The organism is Streptomyces sp. NPDC054796, from assembly GCF_053611545.1.
The window spans coordinates 1-1,464 of sequence record NZ_JBSHAO010000171.1 but is presented as its reverse complement, the minus strand read 5'-3'; the positions used below and the strand labels follow the sequence as shown (position 1 = coordinate 1,464).

Below are 1,464 nucleotides of genomic sequence, written 5' to 3'. Positions count from 1 at the left end.
CCCTGGCACTGGACTTGAGCTACCAGTACGACATCCCGGTCACCGAGGCAGAGGCCCTGCTGACGCGGATGGAGGACCTCGGGATCGTCGGTCCCCAGGAGGAAGGCGGCTTCCGGCACGTCCTTGTCACGCCGGGTGAGGCGGAGAGCCTCGTGGACGCGAGCCCGTCACCCGACACTTCTGCGCCTCGATGGCAGCCGGCCAACAACCCGCTCACCCCGGCCTGGTTCGACGAAGTCAGGACCGCTGTACGACGCGACGTCCAGCCCGATCGCGGCCTGCCCCGCCGGGACTTGATGAGCCTGCTCAACCACGAGACCGCACGCCTGGACAACAGGACAGACGCCGACCGCGGCGCGCGGGCGAACGAGTGCGTCGACCTCTTCTTGCAGGGCCGCGGCGACGAGGTACCGCAGCACCTACCCGGCGAGGGCTTCGTTTACGTACGGGGCGAGGCGAATAGGGACTGGGTACTCCGGGAGTCCGCGCCTGCCCCGGCCTCGCCGGGGCCGACCACCGGGCAGGCGCAGGCGGCAGGAGAACAGGTAGCATCTGCGGCGCCCCGCCTGCCTCGTCGGCCTCGGTCGGCGCCGACGGATGGCCCGTCGAAGATCGAGCAGGCGGCTGCCGGGCGGCGACGGCAACCCTCCCCCACAGAAGGGAGCCGACCAGCGGTCACCGCGAACACTTTCGCAGCCCAGGCTCAACGGATGCAGGACCGCGCGGACTTCGCGCGGGCTGCCGCGACCAGCCCGGCCGAGGAACGAGCTGCGGGTGTCCTGCAGACGATCGCCGCGAACTCGCGAGCCACTGCCGACAAGATCGCCAGAACGGGGCCCTCCGAAGGGCCGCCGGCTACAACGCAATCCGGGCTGACCGCCGAGGCATTCCTTGCGGCGCTGCGGACCACGGCCCAGGCGCGGGGGGCACAGATCCCCGACGATCTGCTGGCCAGTGCCATGGACGCCGCCCAGGAGGCGGTCGCCGCGGTGCCGCAACGTCCTGCGAGCTCTGCCGTAGCGACGCCGCCACGCCCGTCACGTCGAGAACAGGCTGAGCGAGAGCAGACCGAGCACCGACTCCACGGGCAACGAAATGCCCCGAGCGGCGTTGGCCGTAGCTAGGGCACGACCGATGCCCGGGGCTCAGTGTGGTAGGCGGGCCAGCACGCCGAGGCGGAGGGGGAACTCCAGCACCACTGACCGGTGACCGGTCCCGGCTATGGAGGAGTGCGAACATGACTGCCTCGAATGACGTCCCACCAGACCGGCCTGGCGGACCTACGCTGCCGCACTCGGACAGCGCCCTGGGGGACGACCCCGCTCGCGGTGAGCGAGCCGACCGCGTACGGCTCGCGGACACGTCGCTTCCGCTATACGTGCTGCGTAAGCACGCCACCGACTACGCCACTCTCTTCTCCCGCGCCAGAGCCGAGGTGGGCCACGGACAGTGCCTCTGTCAGTC

Annotated in this window: 2 protein-coding genes; both read left to right on the top strand. The window is 70.6% G+C overall.

Annotation, left to right across the window (positions count from 1 at the left end; translation table 11 throughout):
* Positions 1 to 1,124, top strand: a 1,124-nt coding sequence (locus ACWGJ2_RS40455; protein WP_453351421.1) for a hypothetical protein, incomplete at its 5' end; no start/stop codon positions are given.
* A 113-nt stretch (positions 1,125 to 1,237) separates the two neighbouring features.
* The coding region (locus ACWGJ2_RS40450) for a hypothetical protein (RefSeq protein ID WP_453351420.1) at positions 1,238 to 1,464 on the top strand (227 nt) is incomplete at its 3' end.